This window comes from Enterobacter sp. JS8-1 (genome assembly GCF_049187015.1).
In the GTDB taxonomy this organism is placed as follows: Bacteria; Pseudomonadota; Gammaproteobacteria; order Enterobacterales; family Enterobacteriaceae; genus Enterobacter; species Enterobacter mori.
This window is the reverse complement of the sequence record NZ_CP185805.1, coordinates 4,501,168-4,516,608: the sequence shown is the minus strand read 5'-3', so window position 1 is coordinate 4,516,608 and position 15,441 is coordinate 4,501,168. Positions and strand designations below refer to the sequence as shown.

Annotated in this window: 15 protein-coding genes; 12 read left to right on the top strand and 3 right to left on the bottom strand. The window is 57.3% G+C overall.

Annotation, left to right across the window (positions count from 1 at the left end; all coding sequences use genetic code 11):
* Window positions 1-83 precede the first annotated feature (83 nt).
* Together ACOQH0_RS21590 and rsmD are read right to left on the bottom strand one after the other, a co-directional pair.
* Window positions 84-365: a DUF1145 family protein gene (locus ACOQH0_RS21590; RefSeq protein ID WP_010436509.1), complete on the bottom strand. Its 282-nt coding sequence runs from the start codon at window positions 363-365 to the stop codon at window positions 84-86.
* A complete protein-coding gene (gene rsmD, locus ACOQH0_RS21585; protein WP_421511160.1) occupies window positions 349-951 on the bottom strand; it encodes a 16S rRNA (guanine(966)-N(2))-methyltransferase in 603 nt (200 codons plus the stop codon). The genes ACOQH0_RS21590 and rsmD overlap by 17 nt, the downstream gene beginning before the upstream one ends.
* 127 nt (window positions 952-1,078) lie before the next feature.
* Here rsmD and ftsY point away from each other — a divergent pair, with 127 nt between their 5' ends.
* The 6 genes from ftsY (at window position 1,079) to livJ (ending at window position 8,064) form a co-directional block, all read left to right on the top strand.
* Window positions 1,079-2,539: a signal recognition particle-docking protein FtsY gene (ftsY, locus tag ACOQH0_RS21580; RefSeq protein WP_256458771.1), complete on the top strand. Its 1,461-nt coding sequence runs from the start codon at window positions 1,079-1,081 to the stop codon at window positions 2,537-2,539.
* 2 nt (window positions 2,540-2,541) lie between these two features.
* Window positions 2,542-3,213 carry a cell division ATP-binding protein FtsE gene (gene ftsE, locus ACOQH0_RS21575; protein ID WP_008500091.1) on the top strand — a complete coding sequence of 224 codons (672 nt, stop codon included), beginning with the start codon at window positions 2,542-2,544 and terminating at the stop codon, window positions 3,211-3,213.
* Complete coding sequence (ftsX, locus tag ACOQH0_RS21570) at window positions 3,200-4,255, top strand: permease-like cell division protein FtsX (protein ID WP_126545877.1); 1,056 nt, start codon at window positions 3,200-3,202, stop codon at window positions 4,253-4,255. The genes ftsE and ftsX overlap by 14 nt, the downstream gene beginning before the upstream one ends.
* A gap of 251 nt (window positions 4,256-4,506) precedes the next feature.
* A complete protein-coding gene (gene rpoH / locus ACOQH0_RS21565; RefSeq protein ID WP_010436497.1) occupies window positions 4,507-5,364 on the top strand; it encodes an RNA polymerase sigma factor RpoH in 858 nt (285 codons plus the stop codon).
* Between the two features lie 136 nt (window positions 5,365-5,500).
* A complete protein-coding gene (locus tag ACOQH0_RS21560; protein WP_042713697.1) occupies window positions 5,501-6,766 on the top strand; it encodes a 4-aminobutyrate--2-oxoglutarate transaminase in 1,266 nt (421 codons plus the stop codon).
* 197 nt (window positions 6,767-6,963) lie between these two features.
* Entirely contained in the window at window positions 6,964-8,064 is a 1,101-nt protein-coding gene (livJ, locus tag ACOQH0_RS21555; RefSeq protein WP_139157911.1) for a branched chain amino acid ABC transporter substrate-binding protein LivJ, read from the top strand.
* A gap of 130 nt (window positions 8,065-8,194) precedes the next feature.
* On the opposite strand, the gene panM is transcribed toward livJ, so the two are convergent.
* The gene (gene panM / locus ACOQH0_RS21550) at window positions 8,195-8,584 is read right to left on the bottom strand and encodes an aspartate 1-decarboxylase autocleavage activator PanM (RefSeq protein ID WP_421511159.1); all 390 of its coding nucleotides are present in this window, start codon (window positions 8,582-8,584) and stop codon (window positions 8,195-8,197) included.
* Between the two features lie 424 nt (window positions 8,585-9,008).
* On the opposite strand from panM, the gene livK reads away from it, so the two are divergent.
* The 6 genes from livK to ugpB all read left to right on the top strand — a co-directional run bounded on the left by livK (window position 9,009) and on the right by ugpB (window position 15,430).
* The gene (gene livK / locus ACOQH0_RS21545) at window positions 9,009-10,118 is read left to right on the top strand and encodes a high-affinity branched-chain amino acid ABC transporter substrate-binding protein LivK (RefSeq protein ID WP_010436489.1); all 1,110 of its coding nucleotides are present in this window, start codon (window positions 9,009-9,011) and stop codon (window positions 10,116-10,118) included.
* Window positions 10,119-10,164: 46 nt separating this feature from the next.
* A complete protein-coding gene (livH, locus tag ACOQH0_RS21540) occupies window positions 10,165-11,091 on the top strand; it encodes a high-affinity branched-chain amino acid ABC transporter permease LivH (RefSeq protein WP_010436488.1) in 927 nt (308 codons plus the stop codon).
* Window positions 11,088-12,365 (top strand): branched chain amino acid ABC transporter permease LivM, encoded by a 1,278-nt coding sequence (gene livM, locus ACOQH0_RS21535; protein ID WP_010436486.1) that lies wholly within the window; start codon window positions 11,088-11,090, stop codon window positions 12,363-12,365. The genes livH and livM overlap by 4 nt, the downstream gene beginning before the upstream one ends.
* Entirely contained in the window at window positions 12,362-13,129 is a 768-nt protein-coding gene (livG, locus tag ACOQH0_RS21530; RefSeq protein ID WP_008500101.1) for a high-affinity branched-chain amino acid ABC transporter ATP-binding protein LivG, read from the top strand. Before livM ends, livG begins: the two co-directional genes overlap by 4 nt.
* A gap of 1 nt (window position 13,130) precedes the next feature.
* A complete protein-coding gene (livF, locus tag ACOQH0_RS21525; RefSeq protein ID WP_006812273.1) occupies window positions 13,131-13,844 on the top strand; it encodes a high-affinity branched-chain amino acid ABC transporter ATP-binding protein LivF in 714 nt (237 codons plus the stop codon).
* Window positions 13,845-14,113: 269 nt separating this feature from the next.
* Entirely contained in the window at window positions 14,114-15,430 is a 1,317-nt protein-coding gene (gene ugpB, locus ACOQH0_RS21520) for a sn-glycerol-3-phosphate ABC transporter substrate-binding protein UgpB (RefSeq protein WP_100167337.1), read from the top strand.
* Window positions 15,431-15,441: the final 11 nt, after the last annotated feature.

Here is a 15,441-nt window from a genome sequence, read left to right as displayed (position 1 = left end):
CTACCATGTCCCCGAACAAGTGTTCACTATGTCCCCGGACCGTACAGTGGGAGAGGGTTAGGGTGAGGGCACCAGGCCGCACCTTACTTCTTCACCTGCGCCTTAAACTTCTTCATCCACACCAGCAGCTCAAACACGCCGAAAATAAACACGCGCAGCTGCTGCCATCCGGTCATCTGCGGGCCGTCTTTCGGAAGACCGTTTTTCAGCATCACCATCTGCAGGGCGTGCATAAACGACGTGAAAATCAGCGCCACGTTAACGAAAATGTTCATCGGGCGCGGGAAAGGATGCACCAGATTCAGAATCAAAAACGCCCAGACGCCCAGCATCAGCAAACGTCCCAGGTTAATCAGTACCGGCATCGGATCCTCCTTGTGCCTGACGGTGATACAGACGATAAGCAACCTGACCGGCGACCTTTTCGCGGTGCAGATCCCAGTGCGCGGGCACCGGCGGCAAACCGTTCTCCACTTCGCTTTCTACATAGATTAGCGCGTCATCCGCCAGCCAGCTGTTTTGCTCGAGCAGGGATAACGTCTCTTCCAGCAGCCCCTTGCGGAACGGTGGGTCGACGAACACCACGTTGTGCGGTGTGCCCTGTTGCGCGAGGAAGCTCAGCGTGTTGGTGTTGACCACTTTGGCGTTGCTCGCCTTCAGCGTCGCCAGATTTTGCTGCAGCGTCTGCGCCACGCCGCGCTCCATCTCCAGCAGCGTGGCGCTGGCGGCATAGCGCGACAGCGCTTCAAGCCCTAATGCGCCGCTTCCGGCGAAGCAGTCCAGGCAGTGGGCGTCTACCATTGACGGGGCCAGCCAGTTAAACAGCGTCTCGCGCACGCGGTCGGTAGTAGGGCGTAAACCGGGGCTGTCCGGCACCGGTAATTTCCGGCCTCGCCACTGACCGCCGATAATACGAATTTGACCGGCCGGGGCGCGGTTGGGTTTCTTCATCTCAGGAAAGCTCTGTTAACAATTGGCCTGCGATTGCGGGCGGTGATGTCAATTAAGTAAAGTGTTAGACTATTTCATCATTTTTTTAGCTTACATGTATATAGCGCCGCGAGGAGTGTAGTCGCAGATGGCAAAACAAAAAAAACGTGGCTTCTTTTCCTGGCTGGGCTTCGGTGAAAAAGAGCAAGAAACAGAACAGAAAACCGAAGAACAACAAGCCGTTGAAGAGCAGTCGCAGCCTGAAACGCCTGTAGAAACCGCCGCGGTTGTCGATGCGGAAGAAACGGCGCACAGCAAAGAAGAGATTGAATCCTTTGCTGAAGAGGTAGTTGAGGTCACTGAACAGGTTCAGGAAAGCGAGAAGCCAGAGCCGGTTGTCGTCGAAGACATTACCCACGCGCCGCAGGCCGTTATTGAGCACGAAGAGCTGCCGCTGCCGGAAGAGGTAAAAGCCGAAGAGGTTTCTGCCGAAGAGTGGCAGGCCGAAGCGGAAACCGTTGAAATCGTTGAAGCGGTGGAAGAAGAAGCGGCACGCGAGCCAGAGCTGACCGACGAAGAGCTGGAAGCCCAGGCGCTGGCGGCAGAAGCCGCAGAAGAAGCGGTTATCGTTGTGCCGGTAGAAGAGCAAGCCGAAGAAGAGATCGTTCAGGAGCAGGACAAACCGACCAAAGAAGGTTTCTTCGCGCGCCTGAAGCGTAGCCTGCTCAAAACCAAAGAAAACTTAGGTTCCGGATTTATCAGTCTGTTCCGCGGCAAGAAGATCGACGACGATCTCTTTGAGGAACTGGAAGAACAGCTGCTGATTGCGGACGTCGGTGTGGAAACCACCCGTAAGATCATCGCCAACCTGACCGAAGGGGCGAGCCGCAAACAGCTGCGTGATGCCGAAGCGCTGTACGGCCTGCTGAAAGACGAGATGGGCGAAATTCTCGCAAAAGTTGACGAACCGCTTAATATTGAAGGCAAAACGCCATTTGTTATTCTGATGGTGGGCGTGAACGGCGTAGGTAAAACCACTACCATCGGCAAGCTGGCGCGTCAGTTCGAGCAGCAGGGCAAGTCGGTGATGCTGGCGGCGGGCGATACCTTCCGTGCAGCGGCGGTTGAGCAGCTGCAGGTCTGGGGCCAGCGCAACAACATTCCGGTGATTGCCCAGCATACCGGCGCGGATTCCGCATCCGTGATCTTCGACGCCATCCAGGCGGCGAAGGCGCGTAACGTGGACGTGCTGATTGCCGATACCGCAGGGCGTTTGCAGAACAAATCGCACCTGATGGAAGAGTTGAAGAAAATCGTCCGCGTCATGAAGAAGCTGGACGAAGACGCACCGCATGAAATTATGCTGACCATTGACGCCAGCACCGGGCAGAACGCCATCAGTCAGGCGAAGCTGTTCCATGAAGCGGTAGGACTGACGGGGATCGCGCTGACCAAGCTGGACGGCACCGCCAAAGGCGGGGTGATCTTCTCCGTGGCCGACCAGTTCGGCATTCCTATCCGTTACATCGGTGTGGGCGAGCGTATTGAGGATTTGCGTCCGTTTAAGGCGGACGACTTTATTGAGGCATTATTTGCCCGAGAGGACTAACAATGATTCGCTTTGAACACGTCAGCAAGGCCTATCTCGGTGGGAGACAAGCGCTGCAGGGGGTAACGTTCCATCTGCAGCCAGGCGAGATGGCATTCCTGACCGGCCATTCCGGCGCGGGGAAAAGTACCCTGCTCAAGCTTATCTGTGGGATCGAACGGCCCAGCGCCGGGAAAATCTTTTTCAGCGGCCACGAAATTAGCCGCCTGAAAAACCGCGAAGTGCCGTTCCTGCGTCGTCAGATCGGCATGATTTTCCAGGATCACCACTTGCTGATGGATCGCACCGTTTTTGATAACGTCGCTATCCCGCTGATTATTGCCGGCGCCAGCTATGACGATATCCGCCGTCGCGTCTCTGCGGCGCTGGATAAGGTCGGGCTGCTGGACAAAGCGAAGAACTTCCCGATCCAGCTGTCCGGCGGTGAGCAGCAGCGCGTGGGCATCGCCCGTGCGGTGGTGAACAAGCCTGCCGTACTGCTGGCGGATGAACCAACCGGTAACCTGGACGATGCCCTGTCCGAAGGGATTTTGCGTCTGTTTGAGGAATTCAACCGCGTAGGGGTCACGGTATTGATGGCGACGCACGACATTGGGCTCATTTCCCGTCGTTCGTACCGCATGCTGACCCTGAGCGACGGGCATTTGCACGGAGGCCACGGTGAACAAGCGTGATGCAATGAACCAGATTCGGCAGTTCGGAAACCGGTTTGACCGTTTCCGTAAGCCGCAGGGCGGCGGTGACGGCAATCGTAATACGCCAAAGCGCGCGAAGGCCGCGCCGAAGCCGAACTCCCGCAAGACCAACGTGTTCAACGAGCAGGTGCGTTATGCCTTCCAGGGGGCATTGCAGGATCTGAAAAGCAAGCCGCTGGCGACGTTCCTGACGGTGATGGTGATCGCCATCTCCCTGACGCTGCCAAGCGTCTGCTACATGGTCTATAAGAACGTTAACCAGGCAGCGTCGCAGTATTATCCGTCGCCGCAGATCACCGTTTATCTGGATAAAGCGCTCGACGATAACGCGGCGGCGCAGGTGGTCGGGCAAATCCAGGCCGAACAGGGCGTGGAGAAGGTTAACTATCTCTCGCGCGATGAAGCGCTGGGCGAGTTCCGCAACTGGTCAGGCTTTGGCGGCGCGCTGGATATGCTGGAAGAGAATCCGCTGCCCGCCGTGGCGGTGGTGATCCCGAAACTCGATTTCCAGGGTACCGATTCGCTTAACACCCTGCGCGACCGCATCACCCGTATCAACGGGATTGATGAAGTGCGCATGGACGACAGCTGGTTCGCCCGTCTTGCTGCCCTGACCGGGCTGGTGGGGCGCGTGTCGGCGATGATTGGCGTGCTGATGGTGGCGGCGGTGTTCCTCGTCATCGGTAACAGCGTGCGTCTGAGCATCTTCGCCCGCCGCGATACCATCAACGTGCAGAAACTGATTGGCGCAACGGATGGTTTCATCCTCCGTCCGTTCCTCTACGGCGGCGCGCTGCTCGGTTTTTCCGGCGCATTTCTTTCACTGATATTGTCAGAAATTTTGGTGATGCGGCTTTCGTCTGCCGTGACTGAAGTAGCGCAGGTTTTCGGAACAAAGTTTGATATCAGTGGCTTAGGGTTCGATGAGTGCCTGCTGTTGCTGCTGGTGTGTTCCATGATCGGCTGGGTAGCCGCATGGCTGGCGACGGTTCAACATTTACGCCACTTTACTCCCGACTAATAAAAGCGTGATATAATCTTTCCCTGCACCGAGATATTCGCTCTGCAGGGAAAGCGTCCCTGTTGTCTCTTCCCCTGTTATCATCTTCATGTCACATTTTGTGCGTAATTTATTCACTGTTGCACCTGGAACTTGTGGATAAAATCACGGTCTGATAAAAGTGTGAATGCTAATCTCGCTGCTCAAACGCTTTGGCATGGTTGTTGCCTGATGGGGACAGCCTGGACCAGAAGAAACATTGAGAGGAATGAATGACCAAAGAAATGCAAACTTTAGCTTTAGCCCCTGTTGGTAACCTGGAATCTTACATCCGGGCTGCGAACACCTGGCCGATGTTAACGGCCGAGGAAGAAAAGGAGCTTGCTGAAAAGCTGCATTACCAGGGCGATCTGGAAGCAGCTAAGACGCTGATCCTGTCTCACCTGCGCTTTGTTGTTCACGTTGCTCGTAACTACTCGGGCTACGGCCTGCCGCAGGCGGACTTGATTCAGGAAGGTAACATCGGCCTGATGAAGGCTGTACGTCGCTTCAACCCGGAAGTGGGTGTGCGACTGGTCTCCTTCGCCGTGCACTGGATCAAAGCAGAAATTCACGAATACGTCCTGCGTAACTGGCGTATTGTGAAGGTCGCCACGACAAAAGCGCAGCGCAAACTGTTCTTCAATCTGCGTAAAACCAAGCAGCGTCTGGGCTGGTTTAACCAGGATGAAGTCGAAATGGTGGCGCGCGAGCTGGGCGTATCCAGCAAAGACGTCCGTGAGATGGAATCCCGCATGGCCGCGCAGGACATGACCTTTGATATGTCCTCCGACGACGACGCCTCTGACAGCCAGCCGATGGCCCCGGTCCTGTACCTGCAGGATAAAACCTCTAACTTTGCCGACGGCATTGAAGAGGACAACTGGGAAGACCAGGCGGCGAATAAGCTGACCTTCGCGATGGAAGGTCTCGACGAGCGTAGCCAGGATATCATCCGCGCCCGCTGGCTGGACGAAGACAACAAGTCCACGCTGCAGGAGCTGGCCGACCGCTACGGCGTTTCCGCGGAACGTGTCCGTCAGCTTGAAAAGAACGCCATGAAAAAACTTCGCGCTGCTATCGAAGCGTAATCTAAGCGAAGTACACCGATAACCCCTGGATGCGAGTCCGGGGGTTTTGTTTTTTTAGCGCCCGCTCTGGCGAATTCCCTCCCCCTGGCAAACACTTACTGATGCGCTAAGCAGGCGACTTTCTCAGGGGGACAGGGTGAAAAATAACGAACTGAACGACCGGCGTTTACAGGCGACGCCGCGCGGCATCGGCGTGATGTGTAACTTCTATGCCGATAAAGCTGAAAACGCCACGGTGTGGGACGTGGAAGGCAATGAGTACATCGACTTCGCCGCCGGGATCGCGGTGCTGAATACCGGCCATCGCCATCCAAAAGTCATTGCCGCCATCGAAAAACAACTCCACGCCTTCACCCACACGGCCTACCAGATTGTGCCGTATGAGGGCTATGTGGCGCTTGCCGAACGCATCAACCAGCGCGTGCCGATTGACGGTCCTGCCAAAACCGCCTTCTTCTCGACGGGCGCAGAAGCGGTTGAAAACGCGGTCAAAATTGCCCGCGCGTACACCAAACGCCCCGGCCTTATCACCTTTGGCGGCGCCTTCCATGGCCGCACCTTTATGACCATGGCGCTGACCGGCAAGGTCGCACCCTACAAGCTGGGCTTCGGCCCGTTCCCCGGCTCGGTGTACCACGCACAGTTCCCTAACGATCTGCACGGCATCAGCACGGCGGAAGCGTTAAAAAGCCTGGAGCGCATTTTCAAAGCGGATATCGCGCCAGACCAGGTGGCGGCCATTATCCTCGAACCGGTTCAGGGTGAGGGCGGGTTTAATGTCGCGCCCGCCGATTTTATGCAGGCGCTGCGTGCCCTGTGCGATACCCACGGGATTTTGCTGATTGCCGACGAAGTCCAAACTGGCTTCGCCCGCACCGGCAAGCTGTTCTCGATGGAAAACCACTGTGTGAAGCCGGACCTTATCACCATGGCGAAAAGCCTGGCGGGTGGGATGCCGCTTTCGGCGGTCTCTGGTCGGGCGGAGGTGATGGACGCCCCCGCGCCCGGCGGGCTGGGCGGCACCTACGCGGGTAACCCGCTGGCGATTGCCGCGGCCCATGCGGTGCTGGACGTGATTGACGAAGAAGATCTCTGCACCCGCGCGGCCCACCTTGGCCACCATCTGGTAGAGGTGCTAAATAAAGCGAAGGATGGCTGCCCGTATATTGCCGACATTCGTGCGCAAGGCTCTATGGTGGCGGTGGAGTTCAACGATCCGCAATCCGGGCAACCCTCGCCGGAATTCACCCGACAGGTGCAAGAACGCGCGTTGAACGAAGGGCTGCTGCTCCTGAGCTGCGGCGTGTACGGCAACGTGATTCGCTTCCTCTATCCGCTCACGATCCCCGAAGCGCAGTTCCGACAGGCGCTGGATATTATTTCCGCCTCGCTGACACGATAAAGCCAAATGCCCGGCGCAAAACGGTGCCGGGCATAGCATAGATACATTTCAAATTAGCTATTCCAAAATCATAAAAATCGGGTATGTTTTAGCAGAGTATGCTGAAAAAGCGCGAACAGCACACCTATAACTGACATAAAGCGCTGCACAACAACATCACAACAATCGTAATAACCATAATAATGGGGAATCTCAGGATGAACATGAAGGGTAAAGCGTTACTGGCAGGATGTATCGCGTTGGCATTCAGCACCATGGCACAGGCAGATATCAAAGTTGCTGTGGTTGGCGCGATGTCCGGTCCGGTAGCTCAGTACGGCGACCAGGAATTTACGGGCGCAGAACAGGCGGTTGCAGACATTAATGCTAAGGGCGGCATCAAGGGCGAAAAACTGCAGATCGTAAAATATGATGATGCCTGTGACCCGAAACAAGCGGTCGCGGTGGCGAACAAAGTGGTGAACGACGGGATCAAATACGTTATCGGTCACCTGTGCTCCTCTTCTACGCAGCCCGCGTCTGACATCTACGAAGACGAAGGCATTCTGATGATCACCCCGGCTGCAACCGCGCCGGAGCTGACCTCGCGCGGCTACAAGCTGACCCTGCGCACCACCGGCCTGGACTCTGACCAGGGCCCAACCGCAGCGAAATACATCGTTGAAAAAGTGAAGCCGAAGCGCATCGCTATCGTTCACGACAAGCAGCAGTACGGTGAAGGTCTGGCGCGTTCCGTACAGGACAACCTGAAGAAAGCCAATGCTGACGTGGTGTTCTTCGACGGTATTACCGCCGGTGAGAAAGACTTCTCCACGCTGGTGGCGCGTCTGAAGAAAGAGAATATTGATTTCGTTTACTACGGTGGCTACCACCCGGAAATGGGCCAGATCCTGCGCCAGGCGCGCGCTGCCGGTCTGAAAACTCAGTTCATGGGGCCGGAAGGCGTGGCAAACGTGTCCCTGTCTAACATCGCGGGTGAATCAGCCGAAGGCCTGCTGGTAACCAAGCCGAAGAACTACGACCAGGTGCCAGCGAACAAACCAATCGTAGATGCGATCAAGGCGAAGAAACAGGATCCAAGCGGCGCGTTCGTCTGGACCACCTACGCGGCGCTGCAGTCACTGCAGGCGGGCCTGAACCAGTCAGCCGATCCGGCTGAGATTGCCACCTGGCTCAAAGCGAACTCCGTGGAAACCGTCATGGGGCCGCTGTCATGGGATGAGAAGGGCGATCTGAAGGGCTTCGAGTTCGGCGTGTTTGACTGGCATGCTAACGGGACTGCTACTGACGCAAAATAATACTGCTGCGGGTTGATGCCCTCACCCTAACCCTCTCCCAAAGGGAGAGGGAATTGCCAGGTTTTCTCCCTCTCCCTGTGGGAGAGGGCCGGGGTGAGGGCATCAGGCCGCACAAATCAGGTCGCACACATCAACCCTCGCGCTTCTCCCACCCGTTCGCCTGCGCCGTAAACCCTAACGCCTGCATAAACACCGCCATCACGCTGCGGTCTTCCACGCCCACGTCGGCCATCCACCAGGAGGTCACGCTCGGGTTTTCACGGATGACGTCTTCAATTAAATACTGTCCGATCCCGCGACGGCGGGTGACGTCGCGCACGCGCAGGGAATCCAGCGCCCCTTCCGTGCCGCTCAGCGTCACGCGAACGGCGGCCAGCAGACGCTCGTTAAAGCGCGCGGCATAGATACGGTGATTTTCGTCGACGGCCAGCGACGAAGGGGAATATTCCGGCCAGATCTTGCCCAGGTCGATATGATCCTGGTCGCTAAAGGTCACCAGACGCACGATAGTCAGTTTCATTAGCTACTTGTCCAAATCAGATTGAGTAGGGCCAGTGTACTCAATTTATTTGCTCGGGTGCTTTCTCTTTTTATTCCCATTTACCAGGTGATTAGTTTTTTGGCAACGCATTGCGCAGTTCGAAAACACATGGATCGAAAATTAAGCAGAATTTTAACCTGACAGGCAGTGATTTATTCGGCGCTTTGTACCGTTATTTTATGCTGCAAACTGCACTTTTATTTGTTTATCTCTGCCTGATTTCAGAATATTATCTTTGCTTAATCGACTGAAAAATAGAGATATTAGTCTGGTTTTTGATAAAAAACCGCGCTAAACCATTAAAGGCACTGGTAAAAATAGCGTTGTTCATTAAAAGTACAGAATGCTTTTTAACCATAATAAAACAAAATATATACACGACATCACGAATGGGGATTCAGAGATGAAAAGGAACGCGAAAGCAATAATCGCGGGAATGGTCGCACTGGCAATTTCGCAGGCGGCTATGGCGGACGACATAAAAGTTGCTGTGGTCGGCGCGATGTCCGGTCCTGTTGCCCAGTGGGGTGATATGGAGTTCAACGGCGCACGTCAGGCCATTAAAGACATCAACGCTAAAGGCGGCATCAAAGGCGATAAGCTGGTGGGCGTAGAATATGACGACGCCTGCGATCCAAAACAGGCCGTCGCGGTCGCCAACAAAATCGTCAACGACGGTATCCAGTACGTCATCGGCCACCTGTGCTCATCGTCCACGCAGCCCGCGTCTGATATTTACGAAGACGAAGGCATTCTGATGATCACCCCGGGCGCAACTAACCCGGAGCTGACCCAGCGCGGCTACCAGCACATTATGCGTACCGCCGGTCTGGACTCCTCGCAGGGACCCACCGCCGCCAAATACATCCTCGACACCGTTAAGCCAACGCGTATTGCCATCATTCATGACAAACAGCAGTACGGCGAAGGCCTGGCGCGTTCCGTGCAGGACGGCCTGAAAAAAGGCGGCGCGAACATCGTCTTCTTCGACGGCATTACCGCCGGTGAGAAAGACTTCTCCGCGCTGATCGCCCGTCTGCAAAAAGAGAATATCGACTTCGTTTACTACGGCGGCTACTACCCGGAAATGGGCCAGATGCTGCGCCAGGCGCGTGCCACCGGCCTGAAAACCCAGTTTATGGGGCCAGAGGGCGTGGGCAACGCCTCCCTGTCAAACATCGCCGGGGATTCTGCCGAAGGCATGCTGGTCACGATGCCAAAACGCTATGACCAGGATCCGGCCAACAAGGCTATCGTAGAGGCGCTCAAGGCGCAGAAGAAAGATCCGAGCGGTCCGTACGTCTGGATCACCTACGCGGCCGTGCAGTCTCTGGCGACCGCGCTGGAGCGTACCGGCAGCAAAGAGCCGCTGGATCTGGTGAAAGATTTAAAAGCACACGGGGCGAACACCGTGATTGGGCCGCTGAACTGGGATGAGAAAGGCGATCTGAAGGGATTTGAATTTGGTGTCTTTAAGTGGCACGCCGACGGTTCGTCCTCGGCCGCCAAATAACTATCCCACCGCCCGGCTCACCGGGCGGGTATAAAAAGGTTTGCATATGTCCGAGCAGTTTCTCTATTTCCTGCAGCAGATGTTTAACGGCGTTACGCTGGGAAGCACCTACGCACTGATCGCCATCGGCTACACGATGGTTTACGGCATTATCGGCATGATCAACTTCGCCCACGGCGAGGTGTACATGATCGGTAGCTACGTCTCCTTTATGATCATTGCCGCCCTGATGATGATGGGCATCGACAGCAGCTGGCTGCTGGTCGCCGCCGGGTTTGTCGGCGCGATTGTGATTGCCAGCGCCTACGGCTGGAGCATCGAACGCGTGGCCTACCGGCCCGTGCGCAGTTCAAAACGCCTGATTGCGCTGATCTCCGCCATCGGGATGTCCATCTTCCTGCAAAACTACGTCAGCCTGACCGAAGGCTCGCGCGACGTGGCGCTGCCAAGCCTGTTTAACGGCCAGTGGATTGTGGGGGCCAGCGAGAACTTCTCTGCCTCTATCACCACCATGCAGCTGGTTATCTGGGTTGTAACCTTCCTGGCAATGCTGGCTCTGACTATTTTCATCCGCTACTCCCGCATGGGGCGCGCCTGCCGCGCCTGCGCGGAAGATCTGAAGATGGCGAGCCTGCTCGGCATCAACACCGACCGCGTGATCGCCCTGACCTTCGTGATTGGTGCCGCGATGGCAGCGGTGGCAGGCGTACTGCTCGGCCAGTTCTATGGCGTGATTAACCCGTACATCGGCTTTATGGCCGGGATGAAAGCCTTCACCGCCGCGGTACTGGGTGGTATCGGCAGTATTCCGGGCGCGATGATCGGCGGCCTGATCCTGGGCGTGGCGGAAGCGCTCTCCTCGGCGTACCTGAGCACAGAATATAAAGACGTGGTGTCGTTTGCCCTGCTGATTCTGGTTCTGCTGGTGATGCCTACCGGTATTCTGGGCCGTCCGGAGGTAGAGAAAGTATGAAACCGATGCATTTTGCAATGGCGCTGCTCTCTGCCGCCATGTTCTTCGTGCTGGCGGGCGTCTTTATGGGCGTCCAGTTAGAGCTGGACGGCACTAAGCTGGTGGTCGACACCGCCGCTGATATTCGTTGGCAGTGGGTGTTTATCGGCACGGCCGTGGTGTTCCTGTTCCAGCTGCTGCGCCCGGTCTTCCAGAAGACGCTGAAAAACGTCTCCGGGCCGAAATTCGTGCTGCCCGCTATCGACGGTACTACCGTGAAGCAGAAGCTGTTCCTCGTGGCGCTGCTGGTCGCCGCCGTGGCGTGGCCGTTTGTGGTATCGCGCGGGACCGTGGATATCGCCACCCTGACCATGATCTACGTGATCCTGGGTCTCGGTCTGAACGTGGTAGTGGGGCTCTCCGGCCTGCTGGTGCTGGGCTACGGCGGCTTCTATGCCATCGGTGCTTACACCTTCGCGCTGCTGAACCACTATTACGGCCTCGGCTTCTGGACTTGCCTGCCGCTGGCGGGGCTGGTCTCTGCCGCCGCGGGCTTCCTGCTCGGCTTCCCGGTGCTGCGCCTGCGCGGTGACTATCTGGCGATTGTGACCCTGGGCTTCGGCGAAATCGTCCGTATCCTGCTGCTCAACAATACCGAAGTGACCGGCGGCCCGAACGGCATCAGCCAGATCCCGAAACCGACCTTCTTCGGCCTGGAGTTCAGCCGCACCGCCCGCGAAGGCGGCTGGGATACCTTCAGCAACTTCTTTGGCATCAAGTACGATCCGTCCGACCGCGTGATCTGGCTCTATCTGGTGGCGCTGCTGCTGGTGGTGATTACCCTGTTCGTGATCAACCGTCTGCTGCGCATGCCGCTGGGCCGCGCGTGGGAAGCGCTGCGCGAAGATGAAATCGCCTGCCGCTCGCTGGGCCTGAACCCGACCCGCATCAAGCTGACCGCATTCACCATCAGCGCCGCGTTTGCCGGTTTCGCCGGAACGCTGTTTGCCGCGCGTCAGGGCTTCGTTAGCCCGGAATCCTTCACCTTTGCCGAATCGGCCTTCGTGCTGGCGATTGTGGTACTCGGCGGGATGGGCTCGCAGTTCGCCGTTATCCTCGCGGCCATCCTGCTGGTGGTCTCGCGCGAGCTGATGCGCGACTTTAACGAATACAGCATGCTGATGCTGGGTGGTTTGATGGTGCTGATGATGATCTGGCGTCCGCAGGGTCTGCTGCCGATGACCCGTCCACAGCTGAAGCTGAAGAACGGGCAAGCGAAAGGAGAGCAGGCATGAGCCAGCCATTATTATCCGTTAACGGTCTGATGATGCGTTTTGGCGGCCTGCTGGCGGTCAACAACGTGAATCTGGATCTGCACAAGAAAGAGATTGTCTCCCTGATTGGCCCGAACGGCGCGGGGAAAACCACGGTCTTCAACTGCCTGACCGGCTTCTACAAGCCGACGGGCGGCACCATCATGCTGCGCGACCAGCACCTGGAAGGGCTGCCGGGCCAGCAGATTGCCCGCATGGGCGTGGTGCGTACCTTCCAGCACGTGCGTCTGTTCCGCGAGATGACGGTGATTGAGAACCTGCTGGTGGCACAGCATCAGCAGCTGAAAACCGGGCTGTTCTCCGGCCTGCTTAAAACCCCGGCCTTCCGCCGCGCGCAGGATGAAGCGCTTGACCGCGCCGCCACCTGGCTCGACCGAATTGGCCTGCTGCAGCACGCCAACCGTCAGGCGAGCAACCTGGCCTACGGCGATCAGCGTCGCCTGGAGATTGTGCGCTGCATGGTGACGCAGCCGGAAATCCTGATGCTCGACGAACCGGCGGCAGGCCTCAACCCGAAAGAGACCAAAGAGCTGGACGAGCTGATTGCCGAGCTGCGCGATCATCACGACACCACCATCCTGCTGATTGAGCATGACATGAAGCTGGTGATGGGCATTTCGGACCGTATCTACGTGGTAAACCAGGGCACGCCGCTGGCGAACGGCACGCCGGAAGAGATCCGCAACAACCCGGACGTGATCCGCGCATACCTTGGTGAGGCATAAGATGGAAAAAGCGATGTTAACGTTCGACAAGGTCAACGCGCACTACGGCAAGATCCAGGCGCTGCACGACGTCAGCCTGCACATCAATCAGGGCGAAATCGTCACCCTGATCGGGGCCAACGGCGCGGGTAAAACCACGCTGCTCGGCACCCTGTGTGGCGACCCGCGCGCCACCAGCGGGCGGATTGTGTTCGATGGCAAAGACATTACCGACTGGCAGACCGCCAAAATCATGCGTGAAGCGGTGGCGATTGTCCCGGAAGGGCGTCGCGTGTTTTCCCGCATGACGGTGGAAGAGAACCTGGCGATGGGCGGCTTCTTTGCTCACCGCGATGAATACCAGACCCGCATCAAGTGGGTGTACGAACTCTTCCCACGCCTGTGGGAGCGCCGCATCCAGCGTGCGGGCACCATGTCCGGCGGCGAGCAGCAAATGCTGGCGATTGGCCGCGCGCTGATGAGCCAGCCGCGTCTGCTGCTGCTGGATGAACCGTCGCTCGGTCTTGCGCCGATCATCATTCAGCAGATCTTCGACACCATTGAGCAGCTGCGCAAAGAGGGGATGACCATCTTCCTCGTCGAGCAGAACGCCAACCAGGCGCTGAAGCTGGCCGACCGTGGCTACGTGCTGGAGAACGGTCGCGTGGTGCTGGAGGATACCGGCGACGCGCTGCTGGCAAACGAGGCGGTGCGGAGCGCGTATTTGGGCGGTTAATTGCATTTCCCCCTCACCCTAACCCTCTCCCTCAAGGGAGAGGGAACCGATCGCTTTTCTCCCTCTCCCTGTGGGAGAGGGTCGGGGTGAGGGCACCAGACCGCACCCAACCACACCCCAACCCCTTCACACAACCATCATCCCCCTGACGCCTGGCTGTCACTTATCTGTAAACAAACAGTTATTTTTCTGTAATTCGAGCATGTCATGTTACCTCGCGAGCATAAAACGCGTGATATCGCGCATCCGGCACAATAAGAGAGATGACAATGACATCGTTACGACACACAGCTTTGGGTCTGGCAATCGGTCTGGCTTTTGCAACGAACGCAATGGCTGTGACCACCATTCCGTTCTGGCATTCCATGGAAGGGGAGTTGGGTAAAGAGGTTGACTCCCTGGCGCAGCGTTTCAACGACACCCACCCGGATTACAAAATTGTGCCGGTGTACAAAGGCAACTACGAGCAGAGCCTGAGCGCGGGCATTGCCGCCTTCCGTACCGGCAATGCGCCAGCCTTGTTACAGGTTTATGAAGTGGGCACCGCCACCATGATGGCCTCTAAAGCCATCAAGCCGGTGTATGAAGTGTTCAAAGAGGCGGGTATCAATTTTGACGAATCACAGTTCGTGCCGACCGTTTCCGGTTACTACACCGATTCCAAAACCGGCCATCTGCTGTCTCAGCCGTTTAACAGCTCTACGCCGGTGCTGTACTACAACAAAGACGCCTTCAGGAAAGCCGGTTTAGACCCGGAGCAGCCGCCAAAAACCTGGCAGGATCTGGCCGAGTACACCGCGAAGCTGAAAGCGGCGGGGATGAAGTGCGGTTACGCCAGCGGCTGGCAGGGCTGGATCCAGATTGAAAACTTCAGCGCCTGGCACGGCCTGCCGGTTGCCACCAAAAACAACGGCTTCGACGGCACCGACGCGGTGCTGGAGTTCAACAAGCCGGAGCAGGTGAAGCACATCGCCCTGCTGGAAGAACTCAACAAGAAGGGCGACTTCAGCTACTTCGGGCGTAAAGACGAATCCACCGAGAAGTTCTACAACGGCGACTGCGCCATTACCACCGCATCGTCCGGCTCGCTGGCGGATATCCGTCACTACGCCAAATTTAACTACGGCGTGGGCATGATGCCGTACGATGCCGACGTGAAGGGCGCGCCGCAGAACGCCATCATCGGCGGAGCGAGCCTGTGGGTCATGCAGGGCAAAGACAACGGCACCTACAAAGGTGTAGCCGAGTTCCTCGACTTCCTGGCGAAGCCTGAAAATGCTGCCGAGTGGCACCAGAAGACCGGCTACCTGCCGATCACCAAAGCCGCGTATGACCTGACCCGCGAGCAGGGCTTCTACAGCAAGAACCCAGGGGCGGACATTGCGACGCGGCAGATGCTGAACAAGCCGCCGTTGCCGTTCACCAAGGGCCTGCGTCTGGGCAACATGCCGCAGATCCGCACCATCGTTGATGAAGAGCTGGAAAGCGTGTGGACCGGGAAGAAAACGCCACAGCAGGCGCTGGATTCAGCGGTAGAGCGCGGGAATCAGCTGCTGCGCCGCTTTGAGCAGTCGACAAAGTCATAATTTTTTCCCTC